24 protein-coding genes and 1 tRNA gene are annotated in these 18,596 nt (G+C 46.2%); 19 read left to right on the top strand and 6 right to left on the bottom strand.

Going from position 1 to position 18,596, the window contains the following annotated elements; genetic code table 11:
- Positions 1-80: 80 nt before the first annotated feature.
- From ICV36_RS05740 to ICV36_RS05725, 4 genes are all read left to right on the top strand, one after another.
- On the top strand, positions 81-464 hold the full coding sequence (locus ICV36_RS05740; RefSeq protein WP_215399669.1) for a translational machinery protein: 384 nt from the start codon (positions 81-83) through the stop codon (positions 462-464).
- On the top strand, positions 461-727 hold the full coding sequence (locus ICV36_RS05735) for a DUF1488 family protein (protein ID WP_215399667.1): 267 nt from the start codon (positions 461-463) through the stop codon (positions 725-727). The genes ICV36_RS05740 and ICV36_RS05735 overlap by 4 nt, the downstream gene beginning before the upstream one ends.
- 9 nt (positions 728-736) lie before the next feature.
- Complete coding sequence (locus tag ICV36_RS05730; RefSeq protein WP_215399666.1) at positions 737-994, top strand: hypothetical protein; 258 nt, start codon at positions 737-739, stop codon at positions 992-994.
- 108 nt (positions 995-1,102) lie between these two features.
- Positions 1,103-1,996: a pseudouridine synthase gene (locus ICV36_RS05725; protein WP_215399664.1), complete on the top strand. Its 894-nt coding sequence runs from the start codon at positions 1,103-1,105 to the stop codon at positions 1,994-1,996.
- Between the two features lie 21 nt (positions 1,997-2,017).
- Here ICV36_RS05725 and ICV36_RS05720 read toward each other — a convergent pair whose 3' ends face one another.
- Complete coding sequence (locus ICV36_RS05720; protein WP_215399663.1) at positions 2,018-2,311, bottom strand: response regulator transcription factor; 294 nt, start codon at positions 2,309-2,311, stop codon at positions 2,018-2,020.
- Positions 2,312-2,390: 79 nt separating this feature from the next.
- Here ICV36_RS05720 and ICV36_RS05715 point away from each other — a divergent pair, with 79 nt between their 5' ends.
- The 8 genes from ICV36_RS05715 to ICV36_RS05680 all read left to right on the top strand — a co-directional run bounded on the left by ICV36_RS05715 (position 2,391) and on the right by ICV36_RS05680 (position 7,631).
- Positions 2,391-2,873, top strand: coding sequence for a helix-turn-helix transcriptional regulator (locus ICV36_RS05715; RefSeq protein ID WP_215399662.1), 483 nt, complete (start codon positions 2,391-2,393; stop codon positions 2,871-2,873).
- Between the two features lie 3 nt (positions 2,874-2,876).
- Positions 2,877-3,542 (top strand): nucleotidyl transferase AbiEii/AbiGii toxin family protein, encoded by a 666-nt coding sequence (locus tag ICV36_RS05710; protein WP_215399661.1) that lies wholly within the window; start codon positions 2,877-2,879, stop codon positions 3,540-3,542.
- A 30-nt stretch (positions 3,543-3,572) separates the two neighbouring features.
- On the top strand, positions 3,573-4,661 hold the full coding sequence (dusA, locus tag ICV36_RS05705) for a tRNA dihydrouridine(20/20a) synthase DusA (protein WP_251374935.1): 1,089 nt from the start codon (positions 3,573-3,575) through the stop codon (positions 4,659-4,661).
- A 53-nt stretch (positions 4,662-4,714) separates the two neighbouring features.
- Positions 4,715-4,790, top strand: a tRNA-His gene (locus tag ICV36_RS05700).
- A gap of 52 nt (positions 4,791-4,842) precedes the next feature.
- A complete protein-coding gene (locus ICV36_RS05695) occupies positions 4,843-5,628 on the top strand; it encodes an SUMF1/EgtB/PvdO family nonheme iron enzyme (protein ID WP_215399660.1) in 786 nt (261 codons plus the stop codon).
- A 3-nt stretch (positions 5,629-5,631) separates the two neighbouring features.
- Complete coding sequence (locus ICV36_RS10290) at positions 5,632-6,960, top strand: ATP-dependent RecD-like DNA helicase (protein ID WP_215399659.1); 1,329 nt, start codon at positions 5,632-5,634, stop codon at positions 6,958-6,960.
- Positions 6,961-7,014: 54 nt separating this feature from the next.
- A complete protein-coding gene (locus tag ICV36_RS05685; RefSeq protein WP_215399658.1) occupies positions 7,015-7,305 on the top strand; it encodes an AbrB/MazE/SpoVT family DNA-binding domain-containing protein in 291 nt (96 codons plus the stop codon).
- 5 nt (positions 7,306-7,310) lie between these two features.
- On the top strand, positions 7,311-7,631 hold the full coding sequence (locus ICV36_RS05680) for a type II toxin-antitoxin system PemK/MazF family toxin (RefSeq protein ID WP_215401584.1): 321 nt from the start codon (positions 7,311-7,313) through the stop codon (positions 7,629-7,631).
- A gap of 4 nt (positions 7,632-7,635) precedes the next feature.
- Here the strand turns inward: ICV36_RS05680 and ICV36_RS05675 are convergent, their stop codons facing one another.
- Both ICV36_RS05675 and ICV36_RS05670 read right to left on the bottom strand, forming a co-directional pair.
- Positions 7,636-9,225, bottom strand: a complete 1,590-nt coding sequence (locus ICV36_RS05675) for a gamma-glutamyltransferase family protein (RefSeq protein ID WP_215399657.1) — start codon at positions 9,223-9,225, stop codon at positions 7,636-7,638.
- Between the two features lie 25 nt (positions 9,226-9,250).
- A complete protein-coding gene (locus ICV36_RS05670; protein WP_215399656.1) occupies positions 9,251-10,240 on the bottom strand; it encodes a tripartite tricarboxylate transporter substrate binding protein in 990 nt (329 codons plus the stop codon).
- Between the two features lie 92 nt (positions 10,241-10,332).
- On the opposite strand from ICV36_RS05670, the gene ICV36_RS05665 reads away from it, so the two are divergent.
- On the top strand, positions 10,333-11,682 hold the full coding sequence (locus tag ICV36_RS05665) for an aspartate aminotransferase family protein (RefSeq protein WP_215399655.1): 1,350 nt from the start codon (positions 10,333-10,335) through the stop codon (positions 11,680-11,682).
- Positions 11,683-11,727: 45 nt separating this feature from the next.
- On the opposite strand, the gene ICV36_RS05660 is transcribed toward ICV36_RS05665, so the two are convergent.
- Together ICV36_RS05660 and ICV36_RS05655 are read right to left on the bottom strand one after the other, a co-directional pair.
- Complete coding sequence (locus tag ICV36_RS05660; protein WP_215399654.1) at positions 11,728-12,456, bottom strand: LrgB family protein; 729 nt, start codon at positions 12,454-12,456, stop codon at positions 11,728-11,730.
- Positions 12,449-12,796 (bottom strand): CidA/LrgA family protein, encoded by a 348-nt coding sequence (locus ICV36_RS05655; RefSeq protein WP_215399653.1) that lies wholly within the window; start codon positions 12,794-12,796, stop codon positions 12,449-12,451. Before ICV36_RS05655 ends, ICV36_RS05660 begins: the two co-directional genes overlap by 8 nt.
- 128 nt (positions 12,797-12,924) lie before the next feature.
- On the opposite strand from ICV36_RS05655, the gene ICV36_RS05650 reads away from it, so the two are divergent.
- Genes ICV36_RS05650 through soxA form a run of 6 tightly spaced genes read left to right on the top strand, consistent with a single transcriptional unit; the run spans position 12,925 to position 17,672 of the window.
- A complete protein-coding gene (locus tag ICV36_RS05650) occupies positions 12,925-13,374 on the top strand; it encodes a (2Fe-2S)-binding protein (protein WP_215399651.1) in 450 nt (149 codons plus the stop codon).
- An 11-nt stretch (positions 13,375-13,385) separates the two neighbouring features.
- Positions 13,386-15,602, top strand: a complete 2,217-nt coding sequence (locus ICV36_RS05645; RefSeq protein ID WP_215399650.1) for a molybdopterin cofactor-binding domain-containing protein — start codon at positions 13,386-13,388, stop codon at positions 15,600-15,602.
- A 27-nt stretch (positions 15,603-15,629) separates the two neighbouring features.
- Complete coding sequence (gene soxX, locus ICV36_RS05640; protein WP_215399649.1) at positions 15,630-16,070, top strand: sulfur oxidation c-type cytochrome SoxX; 441 nt, start codon at positions 15,630-15,632, stop codon at positions 16,068-16,070.
- A gap of 11 nt (positions 16,071-16,081) precedes the next feature.
- The gene (locus ICV36_RS05635; protein ID WP_215399648.1) at positions 16,082-16,558 is read left to right on the top strand and encodes a SoxY-related AACIE arm protein; all 477 of its coding nucleotides are present in this window, start codon (positions 16,082-16,084) and stop codon (positions 16,556-16,558) included.
- Positions 16,555-16,884: a thiosulfate oxidation carrier complex protein SoxZ gene (locus tag ICV36_RS05630; protein WP_215399647.1), complete on the top strand. Its 330-nt coding sequence runs from the start codon at positions 16,555-16,557 to the stop codon at positions 16,882-16,884. The genes ICV36_RS05635 and ICV36_RS05630 overlap by 4 nt, the downstream gene beginning before the upstream one ends.
- Complete coding sequence (soxA, locus tag ICV36_RS05625) at positions 16,881-17,672, top strand: sulfur oxidation c-type cytochrome SoxA (protein WP_251374933.1); 792 nt, start codon at positions 16,881-16,883, stop codon at positions 17,670-17,672. Before ICV36_RS05630 ends, soxA begins: the two co-directional genes overlap by 4 nt.
- 15 nt (positions 17,673-17,687) lie before the next feature.
- On the opposite strand, the gene purU is transcribed toward soxA, so the two are convergent.
- Positions 17,688-18,542 (bottom strand): formyltetrahydrofolate deformylase, encoded by an 855-nt coding sequence (purU, locus tag ICV36_RS05620; RefSeq protein WP_215399646.1) that lies wholly within the window; start codon positions 18,540-18,542, stop codon positions 17,688-17,690.
- Between the last annotated feature and the right edge of the window lie 54 nt (positions 18,543-18,596).

Genomic DNA, 18,596 nt, shown 5'->3' with positions numbered 1-18,596 from the left:
ACTTAAATCAATTCTAAAGATGCTTCGGGGCTTAATAAGGAGTATGGTGAAAGATACATCGTTATCAATAAAGGAAAGTAATGTCTTTAAATCACGCAGTTATTTGGATTGACCATAAAGAAGCTCATGTTTTGTTTTTGAGTGCCGACGCTAGCGAAGCTGAAGTAATCAAAACGAAATCTAGTCATGCCCATCTGCACCATAAAGGCGGTGCCGTTGGTAGCGGAAAGTTAGAGTTGGATTCTAAATATCTGCACTCCGTTATCCAAGCTGTTAATCTATCCAAAGAGATTTTGGTCATTGGCCCAGGCTCTGCCAAGCTAGAGCTCATTAAACATGCACATCACCATGACCCTAAGGTTGCAGAGAAAATTGTTGGTGTTGAGACTGTTGATCACCCAACGGATAGAGAGATCTTGGCGTATGCACGAAAATTCTTTTACAAAGTGGATCAGATGTTATGAGAATTGAGTTTGTAGGTCCCGCGAGCTTGGCTGCAGATGGTGGTGTTATTTATATTGCTAAAGTAGATGGTAGGGATGTGCAATGCCACTTTAGCTATGAAGCATTGGAGGATGTGGATCCCGACTCTGTTTTTGGGGATGCCTTAGAGCATTTCTCAAAGCATCGGTTAATCCTTTTATCTGCAGCAGAAAGAAAGCTTCTCAAAGGTTTGAGTCATAATGGTCAACTGCAAATCAGTAGTAACGATCTACGTCTTGAATAAGGAAAGAAGATGACTAAAGAGATATTAGGGCCAGATGGATTGCCGGGGCACGATTATTTCCTGGATGCCGTAAATCACATTGATGAGGCTGTTGCTAGCGAGACCATTGCCATTGGTGCGGCTAAAGGGATTGTTTTTAGCCTTGTAGAGACCTTAGGTGCCATGGTTGGTGACCCAGATCTTCCAAATCATTTGAAATCGGGCTATATGGGGGCGCTGGATCTCGCAGTAGAGCTGGAAGCGAAGTTAGCCAAGAGAAGTAAATAAGCATTTTTGGGTAAAGTAAAAAGAGGGCAAAAGGGTGGCTAGGCCACCCTTTTTTAATCCTAAGCCAATTCCCTTAAAATTGCCCTATTGAAATGCTAAGTCATACTCATGAAAGTTAATTCGGAGGGGGTGTCCTCATCACGCGTTTATCTGCCAGCTGATAAACGCTATCCGAGTCTCTTGGATTTCTTTATCAATCAATTTCCTCATATAGAGCAGGGCGAGTGGCAGTCCCGTTTTAATGAAGGCTTGGTGATGACTGTTGATGGTCAACCTGTTTCATCAGGCGATGCTTATCAACCTAATACACATCTGATCTATTTCAGGCGACTAGCTAGAGAGCCAGAGATTCCTTTTGAAGAAGAAATTTTGTTTCAGGATGCGCACATTGTGGTTGCTGATAAACCGCACTTTCTGCCGGTAACCCCAAGTGGCTTGTATTTACATCAGACATTGCTCAATCGCCTCAAGAAAAAAACTGGCATTCAAACCCTGAGCCCTATTCACCGCATCGATCGCGATACCGCTGGCTTAGTCATTTTCTCGGTTAATCCCAATGAGAGGGCGCAATACCAAAACCTTTTTCGAGATCGCGCAGTGAAGAAGGTATACGAAGCGATTGCGCCATATTCAGAGGCGCTAGCAAAAAGACTTCCGATTACTTATCAAAGTCGCCTAGAGGAGTCTGAGCATTTTCTGCAAATGCAAGAGGTAGAGGGTGAGCCTAATGCAGATACCGAGATTGAGTTGATTGAAAACAGCAAACCATGGGCTAGATATCGCCTAATACCGGGTAGTGGTAAGAAGCATCAATTGCGCTGCCACCTCAATAGCCTAGGAATTCCTATTAAAGGCGATCAGATCTACCCAGTTCTAACCCCGTATCAAGAGTATGATCTGGATTTTTCAAACCCATTACAGCTCTTGGCAAAAGAAATTTATTTCAAAGATCCGATCACCAACCAAGACAGATCATTTATCAGCAAAAAAGTCTTGGATTAAGTCCATTTGCAATGACACAAGTTATTTGTCATTGATTTCATTCATAAACTTGCTGCAGAAAATATAAAGCTCTAGTCTGCTACGCAATCCTAGCTTCTCATAAATGGAGGCTAAATGATTTCTGAGTGTATGTTCGCTGATATGAAGCTTATCGGCAATTTCTTTAAGTGTAATTTCACTATTTCCGGCTACAGCCTTCACTACGCTAAATTCTTTTTCAGTGAGCGCATCCAGGGTAGTCTTTTGATCGCTAATATCGCGCTGGAGACAGAGCCAATGAGTCACCTGTCCTTGTTGATCCGTAATGGGAGACATATTGAGATCAACTTGGCAATTACTTAACCGTATTAGAATAATGTGTAATATATTACACAATTTATGCTATAGTGTATCCATGAACTTACGAGAAATCGGTCTCAAAGTAGGGCAGCGTCGATCTGATCTGGGCTTATCCCAGGGGCGGTTAGCAAAGCTATGTGGTCTATCAAGGTCAACTATCCATCATCTAGAGAAGGGTAGCTTGAAAGATTTGGGCGCCGCTAAATTGCTGTCCTTGCTTTCATTGCTGGGGTTAGATGTAATTACGCAAGAACATAGCAAAAAGCATCATGGGTTAGACATGGCCAGCAAGACGGCTAGTGTTAGTTATAAGACTAAGCTGCAAAGCAGGGACTTATCCTATTCGTTGGCATGTGGAGAGTTATCCGAGAGTATCTACCCCCATATAGCAACGCTATTGGATGAAGCGCCATTAGAAATTATTGTGTCTGCAGTTGAAGAGGCGGCAGCGGTAAATCAGGTGGCACCAAAAGTCATTTGGAAAAATATCAATCGGTGGGCGCATGAGATGCATTCGCCAAGATCGGCTTGGGCTTAATCCATGAGCAACATTATTGAGCGCGAGATTCCTGAAGGCGTGTGGAAAGATTTGTTACTCCATGCACTTTCAATTATTGAAGATATTAAGAATCACGGAACGCATGACCTATTCTGGACTTTTGGTGGCGGAACAGTGCTGATGTTTCGTTATCGGCATCGTCATAGTAAGGACATCGATATATTTGTCCCAGATCCTCAGTATCTGGGATTTGTTACTCCGCGCTTAAGTGATGTAGCTGCAGCTGTGAGTGCCGACTATGTTGAAGATCAAAGCTCTTACGTTAAGTTAATTCGATCGGAGGGGGAGATTGACTTTGTGGCGTCGCCAAATCTAACTGAAGAGCCATTTGAGACATGGAATATTGGTGGGCAACATATTCGGGTAGAAACCGCCACAGAGATTGTGGCAAAAAAATTATGGCATCGGGGCGACAGTGCTACTGCTCGTGATTTATTTGATCTATCTTTAGTCATTGAGCGCGAACCTGAAGCCTTGGTAAAGGCGGCTAAGTTCTTGCGAAAGAATGCTCAGACATTTATTGGTCAGATAGCTAGCAGGTCGGTGGTGCTAAAAGCCCAGTTCTCTGAAATTGATATGCTTAATTACAGGCCAACGTATGACGAGGCAGCGCAGAGAGCGACAGCTTTCCTGGGCTCACTAAAATAATTGACATTATTTTTTAATAAAAAAGCTTCTGTGGAAAATAAAAAACGCCTAGCTGTTGCTCCGATGATGGAGTGGACGGATCGTCATTGCCGCTCTTTTCATCGCACTCTATCAAAAGAAGCGGTGTTGTATACCGAGATGGTAACGACTGGTGCGCTGATGCATGGTGATGTTCCTCGTCACTTAGATTATTCACAAGATCAACATCCCGTAGTGCTGCAATTAGGGGGTTCCGAGCCGAATGATTTGGCAAGGTCTTCTGAGTTCGCTCAGCAATGGGGTTACGATGAAATCGATCTAAATTGTGGGTGCCCATCGGAGCGTGTGCAACGCGGTGCATTTGGGGCCTGCCTTATGGCCGAGCCTAATTTAGTGGCTGAGTGTGTCCGCTCAATGAAAAGCGCAGTTGATATTCCCATCTCGGTTAAGCATCGCTTGGGCTTAGACTCGATGGATGCTGCAAATTCAGAGGTCGATTATCAATTTGCCTTGAACTTTATTCTCGCAGTGGCGGATGCAGGCGCGAGTCAAGTCACTATTCATGCGCGTAATGCAGTACTCAAAGGTTTATCGCCCAAAGAAAATCGCAGTAAGCCGCCATTGCGTTATGAAGTGGCTGCCAAACTGAGGCTGGATGCGCAGAAACAATTTCCGAATCTCAAAGTATTGCTTAATGGTGGATTAGAAACAAACGATCAAATCGCAGGTCACTGGAATGACTTTGATGGTTTTATGGTGGGAAGAGCGGCTTATCACTTTCCAGCTTTGCTATTAGGTTGGGATGACATGATTAATACCAATGGGGATGCTGCTGGATATCTCTTTAGTGAAACCGAATGGCATCGCATTCAAATTGCATTGGTAAAACAAGTGCATGCCTGGTTTGATGAGTGCCAAGCCAAAGGTAGACCTTTTTATATCGGCGCCTTCACAAGGCATATTCTGGGATTGGCGCATGGTAGGGCAGGCTCTCGTTATTGGCGTCAAAGGCTCTCCGATCATCATGCTTTGGCTAAGGTTCAGAGCAAAGCCGCTATTACCGACTTTTTTATTGATGCGAGCCTATGCCTTGGGGATTGGGCCGCTTTTGAGTTCGAGACCCCTGAAGTTGAGGCGTAAAGGGCATTTTTGACAGTATTTTGGCCAAAAAGCTATAATCTAGGTCTTCAGTGGCGGACGTAGCTCAGTTGGTAGAGTCCCAGATTGTGATTCTGGTTGTCGCGGGTTCGAGCCCCGTCGTTCGCCCCACTCAAGATCTCAAAAGCTCCCAAGTGGAGCTTTTTCTATTACAGTTTTTGACATGAAAAAATTTGATTTCACTGCAATTCTATTTGGTTTGCTGCTTTCAGCTATTGCGCTGTATTTCATGCTCAGATCTTCGCCAAGTCAAGGCGCCCCCAATTCGACCATCCCTACAGTACGAATCGGTAATCTCATTTGGGATCAAAAGGAGATGAATATCGCCGATGTCAAGGCGTATGCGGCTGCCACTGGATTCACTAGCGCAGCAGAAAAGAAGGGCGGCGGCCTCTCATATGAAGCAGGCTTTGTGCAAAAGCCGGGTTGGACCTGGAAGACGCCTTATGGCGTTCAGGCGCAAGATGCTGAGCCAGCAGTTCATTTAAATCAACAAGAAGCAGAATCCATCTGCCGTTTTTATGGCAAGCGTTTGCCAACGGATGCGGAGTGGACTAACGCTGCGTATTTGGAACAAAGAATCAATCCTCCAACTGGATATGTAAAAGGTCAACGCTACGCTTATCCAGGTGGTAGTAATCCAGCAGTTTCTCACTGCTTGAGTGGCTGTGGCGACTATAAAGGTTTGGCGCCAGCAGGAGCATTGAATCGTGGTACAGGTCATGTCACTACTAATACTACTAAGCCAGGTGTCAATGGGCTGTTTGACATGGGCGGGAATGTTTGGGAATGGACTGCAATCGAGCGCAATGGTGGATACATTACACGTGGCGCCTCATGGTGGTATGGACCAGAAAGACAGCAGGAGTCTGATGTGGAATCCAAGTCGGGTGATATCGCTGTGGTTTACATTGGATTTCGTTGCGTAGCTGATGCCGTGAAACAATAGGGGATGTCTACCCCATCCGTCCAATCCCCCGATATTGAAATCACCCCCGATTATCAGGCGGTCATTGAGGCTATCGAGCATCACGATCCTTATATTTTTGTTAGCGGCAAAGCGGGCACTGGTAAAACAACCTTAATCGGTTATTTGCGGGACACTATCCCTGGTAACGTCGTAGTAGTTGCTCCTACTGGCGTTGCGGCACTTCAAGTTAAAGGCGTTACGATCCACTCCTTCTTTAGATTGCCGCCGCGATTGATTTTCCCCGAAGAAGATATCAAGCCACTACGCGATAAGCGCCTTTATAAAGATATTCGTTTGCTCATCATCGATGAGATCTCGATGGTGCGTGCTGATGTGGTCGACGCCATGGATTTATTCCTGCGCGAGAACGGCCCTCAAAAAGGCAAGCCATTTGGTGGTATTCAGGTGATGTTTTTGGGGGATTTATTCCAATTACCGCCTGTAGTCTCTAGTGCTGATATGCAGGTATTGGCTGATCGTGGTTACGAAGGGCCATATTTCTTCTGTGCGATGGCCTTACATCGTAAAGATGTCACGATGGTGGAGCTGTCTAAGATCTTTCGCCAAAAGGATGAGCACTTTGCAGACTTACTTAACCGCATTCGGATTAATCACGATGTCGATGAGGCTATCGATACCTTAAATGCCCAGTGTTTTAAAAAAGATGCTGAGATAGATGAGCAAACGATTACGCTCACAACGACCAATGCACGTGCTGATCAAATTAATGGGGCAGGGCTGCGCGCTATTTCGACTGAAGGCAAAGTATATGCTGGCAAGTCGACTGGGAAATTCAATATTGATGAGCGCAACCTGCCTTCGCCGAATAACTTGGTACTGAAGGTTGGCGCTAAGGTGATGTTTACCGCAACAGATCCGGGATTTCCGAAGCGTTGGGTCAATGGCACGATTGGTGTGGTGCGAGAGATGCTACCGGATAAGGTAAAGGTGATGGTGCAGAACGGCCCTTACTCAAATACCGTAGAGGTAACGGGCCATCAGTGGGAATCCTATCGCTACGATCACGACATGATGTCGGGAAAGATTTCCCCGAGCATTATTGGCACTTATGTTCAGATACCGTTAATGTTGGCTTGGGCTGTAACCATTCACAAGAGTCAGGGTAAAACGCTCGATAAAGTGAAGGTGGACCTCTCATCAGGCGCATTCGCTTCAGGACAAGTCTATGTAGCTTTAAGTCGTTGCAAAACAATTGAGGGAATCACATTGCAAAGGCCAATTGAGCCCAGAGATGTAAGCTGTGATCAAGAAATCAAGCGCTTCTATATGAATTGCTTGCCTACCAAATAAAGCTTTTGTGCTCAATTGACTTATCAGATTTAATGTAATAACATTGTTATTACTATGAATAAAAGTCATAAATCAAATGATGAGGCAAAAGCACCATTGCAGGTAGCTGTTCGTGCTATTGGCAACTCTAAAGGTGTGGTCATTCCAAAGATTATTCTTGAGCAATCTGGAATCGAGGGGGTGGTGGATATGACCATTGATGGAGAAAAAATCATATTAAGTAGGCCTAAAAATGCCGCAAGAGAACATTGGGCGAAAGATGCCCAAAGCTTGGCTAAGTCTGGTGAGGATAAATTGGTTCTTGGTGATTTTGCAAATAAAGAAGATGGAGATTGGGTTTGGTAAAGAGCATTGTTTCTCGTGGGGAAATCTGGCTCATTAACTTGGATCCAACAATAGGAAGTGAAATTAAAAAGACGCGACCATGTATTGTGGTTTCGCCCCAAGAATTAAACGATCATTTGCGCACAGTAATCGTAGCGCCAATGACCACCAAAGGTAGTCCTGCCTTATTTCGAGTGCCCATTACGCATGATGGAAAAAAGGGGCTTATTCTTTTGGATCAAATTAGATCGATTGATAAATTACGCTTAGTTAAGAAAATAGGAAGAAGCAATCCTAAAACCTTATCTGCCAGCCTTGGTATTTTGCAGGAAGCATTTGCGCTTTAGTGGGCTAAAACCCTGCCGCTAATCCATCTCTGCGATGATCACTACCCGCGATATAAGCAGAGTTTTCATCTTCAGTTAATTTGGCAATGGCTTGTGCACTGCCAAAATCTAAGCTGTTAGAAGGTTGCACGGCAACTTCATGACCAAGGGCTTTTAATCCCTCAACAACACTTGCTGGCATTGACGCTTCAACAGTGAGCTTTCCTAAATCATCAATGCGCCAGCGCGGAGCATCAGAGCAGGCTTGCGGATTGAGATATTCATCGACAAACCGCATCACGAACTGAATATGGCCTTGTGGTTGCATATTGCCGCCCATGACGCCAAACGCCATTGCAGGCTTGCCATTCTTGGTTAAGAACGCAGGAAGAATGGTGTGGAAAGGGCGCTTACCTGGAGCAACTTGATTGGGGTGACCATCTTCAAGTCTAAAACTCATACCGCGATTATGAAAAGCAATGCCGCCAGGCGCGACAACGCCAGAACCAAAACCTTTAAAGTTAGATTGGATATACGAAATCATCATGCCAGATGCATCTGCGGCGCACAGGTAAACCGTGCCTCCTGAATGCGGGTCGCCAGCACCGTAACTGCCTGCCTTGCTGTGATCTATCATGGCTGCGCGACTTGCTAAGTAATCTCTATTTAAGAGAGAAGTCACTGGCATTTCCATTGAACGTGCATCAGACACATAGGCATAAACATCGGCAAATGCCATCCGCATTGCTTCAATCTGCAGATGGATGCGCTGCGCTGAATTGGCTGGATATTGCTTCACATTGGCGGCCTGCAAAATACCTAAGGCAATTTGCGCTGCAATACCTGAGCCATTCGGTGGAATTTCTAACAAGGTGTAATCACCATAGTCAAAGGCAAGGGGTTCAACCCATTCCGGTTGGTTATCAGCAAAATCTTGCATTGTGAAGCAACCACCAGTCGCTTGCGCAAAGCTCACCATACTTTGTGCAAGAGGGCCTTTGTAAAAAGACTCTCCTTCAGTGGTGGCAATTTCTTTTAAAGTTTTGGCTTGAGCAGGGTACTTCCATATCTGCCCCGCTTGAGGCGCCTTGCCATCAATTAAGAAGGACTCTGCAAACCCAGGTTGATTCTTTAGAATCGGAATCGCTTCACGCCATTGGCGGGCGATAACAGGCGAAACTGGAAAGCCATTTTCCGCATAGTCAATTGCCCGTGTAAACAATTGAGCGAAGGGGAGTTTCCCAAACTTTCTGGAGAGTGCTACCCAGCCGGCAACCATGCCAGGAACAGTCACGGTGTTCCAGCCAATCAGATCCATTGCTGATTTACCAGCAAAATATTCTGGCTTCCAGGCCGCTGGCGCACGACCAGAAGCATTTAAGCCATGAATCTTTTTGCCGTCCCAAAGAATTGCGAAACCATCGCCGCCGATGCCATTCATTGTGGGCTCAACAACGGTGAGGGTGATTGCGGTAGCTAGCGCCGCATCAACCGCATTGCCTGCATTTTGAAGGGCTTCGATACCTGCTTGAGTCGCTAGGGGTTGAGAGCTCGCAACAGTATTTTTAGCTAGAACAGGCGCACGACCGCCGCCAAAGGGTGGGGATATCAACATAAGGGGCTTATCTATTTATAGAGACTTAATCAACTTTAATATTCGCTGACTGTACTACTTTAGCCCATTTGCTTGCTTCTTCGGCAGTAATTTCAGTGAGTTTCTCGGAGTTTGCAAACTGCGGATGAATACCTTGGGTCGCCATGCGCGCTTTGAAATCCGGATTGGTCAAGATTTTCCGAATCTCTTTTTCGAGTTTTGCAATGATCGCTGGTGAGGTAGCTTTTGGTACATATACCGCGTAGAAATTTTCTACATCAAATTGCTTCATGCCATCTTGACCCAATGTCGGAACATTTGGCATCAAAGGAGAGCGTTCTGCAGCTGCTATCGCAATCGGACGTAGCTTGCCACTCTGGATATGAGGTAGCGAAGCGGTCACGCTATCAAACATCATGAGGGTGTTGCCAGCAATCAAGTCAGGTAAGGCAAAACTGCTGCCCTTATACGGAATATGGGTGCCGGTGGCGCCAATGCGCTGCATGAAGAGGGTGGATTCTAAATGCGACAGGCTGCCGTTACCTTGGGATGCATAATTAAAGTCACCCTTTTTAGATTTGATGAATGCAATCAGCTCTGGGAGATTTTTTGCGGGTACGGTTGGGTTCACCACGATTAAATGTGGAATCGTCCCAATTAATGCCACTGGAGCAAAGTCCTTTTGCAAGTCAGCCGGTGGATTTTTAAACAGGGCTGAAGAGATCGATTGATTCGTCAAGGCACTGATATGAATGGTGTATCCATCTGGAGCAGCCTTGGCTGCAGCTTGTAAGCCAATCATGCCACCGGCTCCAGGCTTGTTCTCAACCACAATGGATTGACCTAAAGCTTCAGCTAGAGGGGCGGTTACGCTACGCGCAAAAATATCGGTGGAGCCGCCAGCAGGAAACGAGACGATCGCAACAATGGATTTTTTAGGCCAATCCGTATCCGGAGCTGCTGAGGCAGTACTGTTAAAAGCTAAAAGAGTCAAAAGTCCAGAAATACTCAGAAGTAGGGATTTGAGGTGGTTCATTTAAGGGTCCGATTGTTAGACGAATACGTGAGATGAGTACTATAGTATTAGAAATTCAGAATCTAGCTTACAAAGATTAATTAGAGAGACACATGACAACATCACCTAAGACCTCTGGCGGCATTGATATGTCGGCCTATTGGCTGCCATTTACTCCGAATCGCTATTTTCAGCATCATCCGAAGATCATGCAATCCGCTAAAGGAGCTTACTACTTTGATGATCATGGTCGTAAGCTATTTGACGGCTTATCAGGGTTATGGTGCTCCCCATTGGGGCATGCTGATCCACGGATTGGTGCAGCGATTCAGAAGCAGTTTGAAACCATGGACTATTGCCCTGCGTTTCAAATGGCCAGTGAAGCTACTTTTAGCCTAGCCAATCGAATTGCCAAAATGGCGCCAAAGGGATTAGACAAAGTCTTTTTTACAAACTCCGGTTCAGAGGCTGTGGATACAGCCCTGAAAATTGCAATTGGGTACCACCGTGTGATGGGCAATGCATCGCGCATCCGACTGATTGGCCGAGATCGTGCTTATCACGGAGTGGGTATGGGTGGAATCTCGGTTGGCGGTATGGTTGCTAATCGCAAGATGTTTGCCAGCATGATGATCCCTGGAGTGGATCATTTGCCTCATACGCTCAATCTCTCGCAAATGGCTTTCTCAAAAGGGCTGCCAAAGTGGGGCGCGCACTTAGCCGAAGAGTTGGAAAAGATTGTTGCCCTTCATGATCCCAACACTATTGCTGCAGTCATTCTAGAGCCAGTGCAAGGCTCTACTGGCGTTATTGTTCCGCCTGAAGGTTACTTACAAAAGATACGGGAGATCTGTACTAAGCACGGCATCTTATTGATATTTGACGAGGTGATTACAGGCTTCGGTCGATTGGGTGCTAACTTTGGCGCTGATCGATTTGGGGTTGTGCCTGACATGATTACGTTTGCTAAGGCCATCACCAATGGTGTGATCCCATTAGGCGGTGTCATTGTGCGTGGCGACATTTATGAGAGCATTATTGCGAACGGCGGACAAGAGCAGCTTATTGAATTCTTTCACGGCTATACCTATTCGGGTCACCCGATACCGACTGCAGCTGGTCATGCGGTCTTAGATATTTTTGAGTCAGATGATTTGGTCAATCGCGCTAAAGCGCTTGAACCTGTTCTTGAAAATGGCTTGCACGCATTAAAAGGAAAGTCTGGTATTTTGGATATTAGAAACATCGGTCTATCGGGCGCTGTAGATCTCGAACCCGTCCCTGGTAAGCCAGGCCTTCGTTCAATGAAAGTGCTGGAAGCCTGCATTGAAAGAGGGGCGCTTGTACGCGTAGCAGGCGAATCTATTGCTGTTGGGCCACCTTTTATTTCTAAGCCTGAAGAGGTGGAATTTCTGTGTAGTGTTTTAGGTGATGCAATTGATGCGGCAATGAAGATTCAATAATGAGACGCTAAGTAGATTCGAGCGGCTCAAATAAGCAATAATCAATCACTTATTAAAAAGGTGATAGATCACTGGAATAGCAACGGCGCTGATCACGCCGTTCATTCCCATGGCTAAGCTGGCATAAGTTCCAGCTTCTGGATGAATGCTAAATGCACGTGAGGTGCCAATACCATGTGCACCAATACCAATGGCAAAGCCTCTTTGCCACCAAGCCTTCATTCCCAATGCATTCAGAACAAAAGGCGCCAAGATTGCACCAAGAATTCCGGTACTCACTGCAAAGATTGCAGTGAGAGTGGGCGAGACACCGATTCGCTCTGCAATACCCATGGCAATTGGCGCAGTGACGGATTTGGGATACATGGCGCCAGTAATGCTGGAGTCTGCGCCTAAGAGAGCTGCTATACCGACAGCGCTAATAATTGAGACCAAGCCGCCCGTACAAAGCGATGCAATTAAAGGGATAGATCTACCCTTCAGACTGCTCAGACCCCGATAAATTGGTATGGCAAGCGAAACTGTTGCCGAGCCTAATAAAAAGTGAATAAATTGGGCGCCCTCGAAATAGGTGGAGTAAGGCATCTCAATAAATTGAATGATGCTTGCCACAATCAGAATGGCTATAGCTACTGGATTGGCAAGGGGATTCTGATGTGTTGCTTTATAAATACTCAATCCAATCTGATAAGCAGCCAGAGTAACAAATAAAGCAAAGAGCGGGCTGCCTGATAAATAGACCCAAATTTCTACAATGGAGTGCTTTTCACTCATGAGATTCTTTCTTGCTTAGAAAGCGCGCAACGAAGGCGCTTGAGGCAATCGTGAGGATGACGCTGCCGATTAAAGCGCTAATAATGGCTATCGCATTGGCTTTGAGTTGTGGCAAGAAGAGCACCACACCAACTGCCGCAGGAACAAACAACAGGCCAAGATACTGGCTAAAGCCATCGGCTACCATGGTTAACTCAGAGTTGATCCCTTTGCGTAGCACCAACCAGAGAACTAAAAGAACCAGTCCTATCACCGGACCGGGTAGGGTGGGTAATAGAAATTTGGAAACAAGCTCCCCAAGGCTTTGAAAGAGCAGGATTTGTACGAAGCCATAGATCATTGAAGGATCTTACTGCCCCCCCACTTATGTTGCAAAGCAATAAATCAATTCTTGTTTAAGATAATCATACCAAAAGTAGGGGCAATTTAAATGCCTCAAAAATTATAAGAAATTACAGGAGAGCACACATGGCTGATTTAAATGTCAATGGTAAAAAGTACAAGGTGGATGTTGATCCGGATACCCCGTTGCTTTGGGTAATTCGTGAACAAATCGGCTTGACCGGAACAAAGTACGGCTGTGGAGTGGGTCAGTGTGGCGCCTGTACAGTCTTATTTGATGGTCAAGCAATTCGCAGCTGCTCTATTCCTGTGGCAGCAGTAGAAGGTAAAAAGATTGAGACTATTGAGAGTTTAGAAAAGAACGGTCAGCTTTCTAAAGTTCAAAAAGCTTGGTTAGACAATCAAGTGCCGCAGTGTGGCTATTGTCAGTCCGGCATGGTAATGGCGACAACAGCACTGCTTCGCAATAATCCAAAGCCAACTGATGCACAGATTGATGCTGCTGTGACCAATATTTGCCGTTGCGGAACCTTCCAGCAAGTGCGCGAAGCAATTCATGCAGTAAGCAAGGCTTAAGGGGAACTTAAATGACTAACAATACAAATACTTCCCGTCGCCACTTCGTTATCGGCTCTAGCGCAATTGCCACAGGCTTGGCTATTGGCTTTGATCTTTCATTCATGTCTGCCGCACATGCGGCGATGGGCACAGGCACAACTGCAATGACGCCATTAGCTACGCCAGAGATTGGCGTGTGGGTTGTCGTGAAGCCTAATGATGCTGTCGTTGTTCGTATCGTTCGATCTGAAATGGGTCAAGGCACCATCACCGGTTTGGCTCAGATGGTTGCGGAAGAATTGCAATGTGATTGGAAAAAAGTTTCATATGACTATCCATCGCCTGGCGAAAATCTAAAGCGCAATAAAGTCTGGGGTAGTTACTCTACTGGTGGCAGCCGCGGCATTCGTACTTCAGAGCAGTATGTCCGCAAAGGCGGCGCTGCTGCACGGATGATGTTGATTCAAGCGGCTGCTAATCAATGGAATGTGCCTGCATCAGAGTGTGTGGCAAAAGATAGCGTCATTACGCATACACCATCTGGTAAGAAAACTACTTTCGGCAAAGTGTCGATTGCTGCATCACAGCTAGAGGTGCCAAAAGAAGTGCCATTGAAGGATCCGAAAGAGTGGTCTTTGATTGGTAAGTCTGTAAACCGTATTGATGGTGTTGCTGACAAGGTCACCGGCAAGCAAGTTTATGCAATTGACTTAAAGATGCCGGGCATGTTGGTGGCGACGATTCAGGAGTCTCCAGTATTTGGTGGCAAAGTAAAGAGCTACGATGCAACTAAAGCCCAAAGCATGAAGGGCGTCAAGAAGGTAGTTCAGGTTGGCGATTCAGCGGTAGCGGTTGTTGCAGAGACTTTCTGGCAAGCTAAGGTTGCTTTAGACCAAGTGAGTGTGATTTGGGATAGCGGAGCCAACGTAAATGTGTCTAGCGCATCTATTAAGAAGATGTTAGAAGAGGGGCTCAACGCAAATGATGCGTTTGTGCACAACGCGAATGGTGATGTAAAAGCAGCCATGTCTAGCGCCTCTAAAACGTTAGAGGCTACTTATTTCTATCCGTTCTTAAATCATGCAACCCTCGAGCCACAAACTGCGACTGCAAAATGGACTGCAGATTCTTGTGAAGCCTGGGTTCCCACTCAAGACGGTGAGGCTTCATTGGCTGCCGTGATTGCAGCTTCGGGCTTACCTGCGGATAAATGTAATGTGTACAAGGTAAACCTTGGCGGTGGCTTTGGCCGTCGTGGCGCTTTCCAGGATTACACAACTCAGGCGGTGAATATTGCTAAGCAAATGCCAGGCACGCCGATTAAGCTTATTTGGAGTCGTGCTGAGGATATGACCCAAGGTCGTTATCACCCGGTGATGATGTGCAAAATGTCTGCTGCTATTGACGACAAGAAAAACGTTACAGCAGTCAATATGCGCTTATCCGGCCAGTCTATTTTGGCGGCTGTGCGTCCGGCTGTGGTTGAAGCAAACAAGGGCAAGGATCCTTTGGTGTTCCAAGGTGTTGAGCCTACTGGTGAGCATGGCATCACCTATAGCTTCCCAAACTTAAATATTGACCACGCAATGCGTAATACACACGTTCCGCCAGGATTTTGGCGTGGTGTAAACGTTAACCAGAATGCGATCTTTATTGAAACATTTATGGATGAGTTGGCTGAAGCCACGGGTATGGACGCTGTTGAATTCCGTCGCAAACATATGGAAAAATATCCACGTGCTGTCGCAGTACTCAACGCTGTAGCAGATGGAATTGGTTGGACCAAGCCAGCCAAGCCTGGAATCTATCGTGGGGTGGCGCAAATGCGCTCTTTCGGTAGCTACGTTGCCGCAGCTTGTGAACTCTCAGTGACCAATGGTAATGAAGTGAAAATTCATCGCATCGTTGCTGCAACTGATCCTGGTTATGTTGTTAATCCTGCGCAAGTTGCTCGTCAGGTCTCCGGCTCATTTGTTTATGGTCTATCCGCTCTATTTGAAGAAGAGATCACTATTGAGCAAGGTGCTGTTGTTCAGAAGAACTTCGATACCTTTAACTCCATTCGTCTCTATCAGATGCCTAAAGTTGAAACGATCATCATTCAAGGTGGTGGCAAGGACTGGGGTGGGGTAGGTGAGCCAACGATTGCGGTCGCGGCACCCGCTGTTCTCAATGCGATTTACCGCGCAACAGGCAAGCGCTTACGCACGGTGCCTTTGAAAAACAGTGGCATCAAGTTGGTATAAGAGTCCAGTAAAAGTGATGCCTTGCCTATGAAAAAGAGGATTGCACTAGCGTTTTTATTGCTAGTCATCCTCGATTTCAGTGTTGTAAATGCTCAAGTCATTGCTGGGGATTCGATTAACGAACCCCTTTCTGCTGAACCTGGGAATGCACAGCGCGGCAGAGCAATTGTGGCAAGTCGTCAAACGGGTTTATGTTTGTTGTGTCACAGTGGGCCATTTCCTGAGGAGCGTTTTCAGGGGAACTTGGCGCCAGAGCTTCAAACAAGTGTTGCACGTTTAAATGCGCCTCAGTTAAGGGCGCGCATTGTCAATGCAGCTCACTTTAATCCGCAGACGATCATGCCCTCCTATTATCAAACTAGTCACCTAAATCGTGTAGCTCCGAAGTTTGCCGGCCAAACGATATTGACTGGTCAAGAAATTGAGGACGTTGTTGCTTTTTTGATGACCTTAAATAATTCTAATTAACCAAGATCTTGATGAAAAAAATTTCTCACAACGCTCGTCGTTATTGGCTAAAGCAAGTTCAGGGCCTTGGTCTATTGGCCCTTGGTTTTTGTGTAAAACCATTAGTGGCTTTTGCTAAAAAAGAAGATGCTGATGAAGCGATTAAAAAAATTACCGGTGGCGCGGCCATTACAGAGGGTAAGGTAAACCTCACCATTCCACCGCTGGTGGAGAATGGCAATTTGGTTGTTCTAAAAGTCAGCGTTGATAGTCCGATGACTGGAAATGACTATGTGAAGACCATTCATGTGATTGCTGAGGGCAATCCTTTACCTAATATCTTTACCGTATATCTCACTCCTCGATCTGGCACAGCGAACATCACTACCCGAGTTCGCTTGGCTGATAGTCAGAAGGTTTGGGCTATTGCGCAGATGAGTAATGGTAGCTTTTGGTCCGGCTCTGCCGAGACACTGGTAACACTCTCAGCATGTACGGAGATGGTATGAGCAAAACATCCCGTACCTCTATTACGATGCCTGCAACGGCAAAAAAAGATTCCATCATCGAGATTCGCGCGATTGCACAGCATGATATGGAGTCAGGTTTTCGCTATACCGAGGGTGGCAAACTGATTCCAAGGGATATCATTCGCACCTTTACCTGCACGTATAACAATGTGGAAGTATTCAAAGCAGACTTCTACCCTGGAATTGGCGCAAATCCCTTAATCATCTTTACCACTATTGCAGTGGAGTCTGGCACTCTCGAATTTAAGTGGGTTGGAGATGATGGTTATGAAGCGGTTAATCAGGCGCGTATTACTGTTTCGTGATCAAACGTATAGCTTATTTCTCTCGCTTACTAGCCAGTATTTACTTCCTACTGGCCAACCCGATCATCATAGGGTCGGCGCACTCAGCTTCGCTAATGCAGCAGTCTAGCTATGAATTAATGTCCCCAGAAAATAAGGCGATGCAAGATGATCCTCTGTTAAATCCTGCTATGTTTTGGGTTGGCGATGGGGAGGCTTTGTGGCAGCAAAAAATGGGACCACAAAATACATCGTGCAGTTCATGTCACGGTGATGCCAAAAAGTACATGCGTGGCGTTGCAACTCAATTTCCAAAGGTAACAAAAGGCAAGTTGCAAACATTGGAGGGGCAGATTAATCAATGTCGAGTGGGTGCGCAATCATTGCCGCCATTGGCCTATGAGAGCAAAGATCTCTTGGCCTTAACAGCTTTTGTTGCCTTTCAATCCAAAGGAATGCCAATCGCCATTACCGAGAATGCTGCCAATGCATCTTTTATGAAAAAAGGTCGGCAGACTTTTAATGAACGCATGGGGCAACTCAATTTATCTTGCGCTCAATGCCATGAGGATAGGGCGGGCTTAAAGCTTGGGGGTAGTCTCATTCCGCAAGGGCACCCCAATGCTTATCCCATCTATCGCTTGGAGTGGCAGACCTTGGGATCACTACAGAGACGACTGCGCAACTGTATGAGCGGTGTGAGGGCGCAGCAATTTGAGTATGGCTCGCCAGAAATGGCTCAGTTAGAGTTGTTTCTGATGTGGCGAGCGAGAGGTATGCCCCTCGAGTCCCCAGGGGTCAGGCCTTAATCCTTTTTGATTCAGTTAGTCGGAGAAGACTACTGAAGTGGCGCCGTTGATGAGAACGCGATCATGCAGGTAGTAGCGTAATGCTCTTGAGAGAACGGTGCGCTCCAGATCGCGCCCCTTGCGTACTAAATCCTCTGGGGTGTCGCCATGGGTAACGCGGGTAACGTCTTGCTCAATGATGGGACCCTCGTCCAAGTCGCTGGTGACAAAATGGGCGGTAGCACCAATCAGCTTAATACCGCGGGCATGGGCCTGGTGATACGGTTTAGCACCCTTAAAGCTTGGTAAGAATGAATGATGAACGTTAATGCAGCGACCAGAGAGCTTGGTAGAAAGTTCATCAGACAGGATTTGCATATAGCGTGCCAAAATGACCATATCTACTTTAGACTCGGCAACGATTTCTAAGAGCTTAGCCTCTTGCGCTGGTTTGGTGTCAGGAGTGACTGGTAAATGGTAGAAGGGGATACCAGCAAAATCGATGCTGGCATAGACATCACGCGGATGGTTGGAGACGATGCCGCAAATAATCATGGGTAGTTCACCGATCCGCCAGCGATACAGCAAGTCCACCAAACAGTGATCTAGTTTCGATGCCATGATTAATACTCGCTTGAGATCTTTCACTGCCCGCAATTCCCAGGTCAGCTCAAAGCGTTTCGCAATTTCCAGGAAACCCGCCCTTAAAGAGTCTGCGCTCGCAGGGCAGCTAAAACTAACCCGCATAAAAAATCGTTTTGACGCTTTGTCATCAAACTGTTGAGCCTCCTCAATATCACCGCCTAGTTCAAATATATAGGTAGAAACTGCGGCAACAATTCCAGGTTTATTAGGGCAGGTAAGGGTGAGGTAATAATTTTCTGAGGCCATATTTATTCGTCGCTAGTTTGCTAATGAATATTGATTTTAGACCGATATCCCCAT

The sequence above is a fragment of the Polynucleobacter sp. MWH-UH35A genome, from assembly GCF_018687075.1.
Classification (GTDB): Bacteria; Pseudomonadota; Gammaproteobacteria; order Burkholderiales; family Burkholderiaceae; genus Polynucleobacter.
The sequence above is the reverse complement of the archived record's forward strand: the minus strand, read 5'-3'. Positions and strand labels throughout refer to the sequence as shown.

What these genes read in the sequence shown, in the direction of transcription:
- ICV36_RS05665 (WP_215399655.1), top strand. Translation starts at nt 10,333, where the DNA reads ATGACAACATCACCTAAGACCTCTGGCGGCATTGATATGTCGGCCTAT.
- ICV36_RS05645 (WP_215399650.1), top strand. Translation starts at nt 13,386, where the DNA reads ATGACTAACAATACAAATACTTCCCGTCGCCACTTCGTTATCGGCTCT.
- ICV36_RS05735 (WP_215399667.1), top strand. Translation starts at nt 461, where the DNA reads ATGAGAATTGAGTTTGTAGGTCCCGCGAGCTTGGCTGCAGATGGTGGT.
- ICV36_RS05635 (WP_215399648.1), top strand. Translation starts at nt 16,082, where the DNA reads ATGAAAAAAATTTCTCACAACGCTCGTCGTTATTGGCTAAAGCAAGTT.
- ICV36_RS05710 (WP_215399661.1), top strand. Translation starts at nt 2,877, where the DNA reads ATGAGCAACATTATTGAGCGCGAGATTCCTGAAGGCGTGTGGAAAGAT.
- ICV36_RS05660 (WP_215399654.1), bottom strand. Translation starts at nt 12,456, where the DNA reads ATGAGTGAAAAGCACTCCATTGTAGAAATTTGGGTCTATTTATCAGGC.
- ICV36_RS05630 (WP_215399647.1), top strand. Translation starts at nt 16,555, where the DNA reads ATGAGCAAAACATCCCGTACCTCTATTACGATGCCTGCAACGGCAAAA.
- ICV36_RS05720 (WP_215399663.1), bottom strand. Translation starts at nt 2,311, where the DNA reads ATGTCTCCCATTACGGATCAACAAGGACAGGTGACTCATTGGCTCTGT.
- ICV36_RS05730 (WP_215399666.1), top strand. Translation starts at nt 737, where the DNA reads ATGACTAAAGAGATATTAGGGCCAGATGGATTGCCGGGGCACGATTAT.
- ICV36_RS05675 (WP_215399657.1), bottom strand. Translation starts at nt 9,225, where the DNA reads ATGTTGATATCCCCACCCTTTGGCGGCGGTCGTGCGCCTGTTCTAGCT.
- ICV36_RS05685 (WP_215399658.1), top strand. Translation starts at nt 7,015, where the DNA reads ATGAATAAAAGTCATAAATCAAATGATGAGGCAAAAGCACCATTGCAG.
- ICV36_RS05695 (WP_215399660.1), top strand. Translation starts at nt 4,843, where the DNA reads ATGAAAAAATTTGATTTCACTGCAATTCTATTTGGTTTGCTGCTTTCA.
- purU (WP_215399646.1), bottom strand. Translation starts at nt 18,542, where the DNA reads ATGGCCTCAGAAAATTATTACCTCACCCTTACCTGCCCTAATAAACCT.
- soxX (WP_215399649.1), top strand. Translation starts at nt 15,630, where the DNA reads ATGAAAAAGAGGATTGCACTAGCGTTTTTATTGCTAGTCATCCTCGAT.
- ICV36_RS05655 (WP_215399653.1), bottom strand. Translation starts at nt 12,796, where the DNA reads ATGATCTATGGCTTCGTACAAATCCTGCTCTTTCAAAGCCTTGGGGAG.
- ICV36_RS05725 (WP_215399664.1), top strand. Translation starts at nt 1,103, where the DNA reads ATGAAAGTTAATTCGGAGGGGGTGTCCTCATCACGCGTTTATCTGCCA.
- ICV36_RS10290 (WP_215399659.1), top strand. Translation starts at nt 5,632, where the DNA reads ATGTCTACCCCATCCGTCCAATCCCCCGATATTGAAATCACCCCCGAT.
- ICV36_RS05670 (WP_215399656.1), bottom strand. Translation starts at nt 10,240, where the DNA reads ATGAACCACCTCAAATCCCTACTTCTGAGTATTTCTGGACTTTTGACT.
- ICV36_RS05740 (WP_215399669.1), top strand. Translation starts at nt 81, where the DNA reads ATGTCTTTAAATCACGCAGTTATTTGGATTGACCATAAAGAAGCTCAT.
- ICV36_RS05650 (WP_215399651.1), top strand. Translation starts at nt 12,925, where the DNA reads ATGGCTGATTTAAATGTCAATGGTAAAAAGTACAAGGTGGATGTTGAT.
- ICV36_RS05715 (WP_215399662.1), top strand. Translation starts at nt 2,391, where the DNA reads ATGAACTTACGAGAAATCGGTCTCAAAGTAGGGCAGCGTCGATCTGAT.